Origin of the sequence: uncultured Meiothermus sp., from assembly GCF_937863175.1 — a bacterium.
Lineage (GTDB): Bacteria > Deinococcota > Deinococci > Deinococcales > Thermaceae > Meiothermus.
The window spans coordinates 1-1,688 of the sequence record NZ_CALMCQ010000417.1; the positions used below are offsets into that span (position 1 = coordinate 1).

The 1,688-nt window shown below is 58.2% G+C and carries 1 protein-coding gene; it reads left to right on the forward strand.

All coding sequences use genetic code 11. The features are described 5' to 3' along the window. Positions 1-328: 328 nt before the first annotated feature. A partial coding sequence (locus Q0288_RS15790; protein WP_299432537.1) for a leucyl aminopeptidase occupies positions 329-1,688 on the forward strand: 1,360 nt, incomplete at its 3' end.

Consider the following 1,688-nt stretch of genomic DNA (forward strand, 5'->3'; position numbering starts at 1 on the left):
CCAGTGACCAGGCATCGGCGGCTTTCAACATGACCCCCTCGAGGGCTGCACTGCCTCCCAAAGCCGCCTGATTGAGAAAAAACCCCAGTTTGCGAAAAATACTTGAATCCTGTACTCGAACCTTCATCTGAATCATATTAGCCCATCGGTGCAACCACACGACAGAGCGGTATGAGAAAAAGGGGGTCGGAATGGCCTGACCAGATCTACCAGTGCCATTAGAAGGATTTAGACTCACCAGGGGATCCTGCCTGTACCGCACAGGCGGCCCCGACAATACTGACCAGGTAGTCAGTCCTCACCCATTCCATGATATAGTTCGCAGGTTATGGAACTTACACTCAAGTCTGCACGGCGCTTCGTAGACGAGATTCCTGTACCGCTGGCGGTGGTGGGGGTATGGGGGGGTGAGTTAAGCGAGGAAGGGCAGAAACTGGATGTCAAATATCGAAAAGCACTCTCCAGAATGATGGAAGAACTCCATTTCAAGGGCGAGTTTGGCGAGGCCCTGCTGGTTCCACTGGGCACACGGCGCTCCGAAGAGGACGGCCCTGGTTTCGCCCTGCTGTTTGGACTCGGCAAAAAACGCGGGGTCGGTCTGGAAACCCTCCGTAAAGCTGGGGCCAGGCTGGTGCAGGAAATTGCCAGGCTGGGGTTCAAAGAGGCGGTTACCGAAACGTTCCTCTCCGACAAACTGGGCAAGAAGGAAGCCAGCTACGCCCTTGCCGAGGGGGTTTTGCTGGGCGGATACTCCTGGAACAAATACAAGACCGGTGGCCCCACCCCTAAGCGTGGCGAAAAGCTACGTTTGTGGCTGGCCCGCTCCTCGGGGCCCGCTGTAGATCGGGCTGAAATTGTGGCCGAGGCGGTCAACTATGCCCGCGATCTGGTCAATGAGCCCCCCAATATCCTGACCCCGGTAGAACTGGCCCGGCGCGCCAGTGTAATGGCCGAGGAGCGGGGACTCGGCGTGGAGATTTGGGACGAGACCCGGATCAAGCAGGCCGGGATGGGTGCTTTTTATGGGGTGGCCCAGGGTTCGGCCAACCCCCCGCGTTTTATTCAACTGATCTACAAACCCCAGAACCCGGCTGACCACGTGATTGCTCTGGTAGGCAAGGGGCTGACCTTTGACACCGGCGGCTACTCGCTCAAACCCTCCGAGAGCCAGATCACCATGAAGTGCGACATGGCTGGTGCGGCGGCAGTCCTGGGCGCCATGCGGGCCATCGCAAGGTTGCAACCCCCGGTGGAGGTGCGAGCCTATGTGGCCGCTGCCGAGAATATGATTTCAGGTACGGCCTACCGGGTCTCGGATGTACTCACAAGTTTATCGGGGAAAACCATCGAAATTCTCAACACCGATTCAGAGGGACGCCTGACCCTGGCCGATGCCATTACCTATGCTGACCAGCAGGGTGCAGGCTCTATCGTGGAGTTGTCCACCCTGACCGGGGCTTGTGTGATTGCACTGGGGGAAAAGGTGGCTGGGCTCTTCACCAACGATGTGCGTTGGGGTCGCGAAGTGCAAGAAGCTGCCGAACGGGCCGGCGAAAAAGTTTGGCCGCTGCCGATGGAAGAAGAATATCTCGAGGCCCTCAAGTCCAGTACCGCCGACCTGAAAAACACCCGCGGGCGCAGTCGCTCTGCTGGGGCTATCAATGCAGCCCTATTCCTGGGCGAGTTTA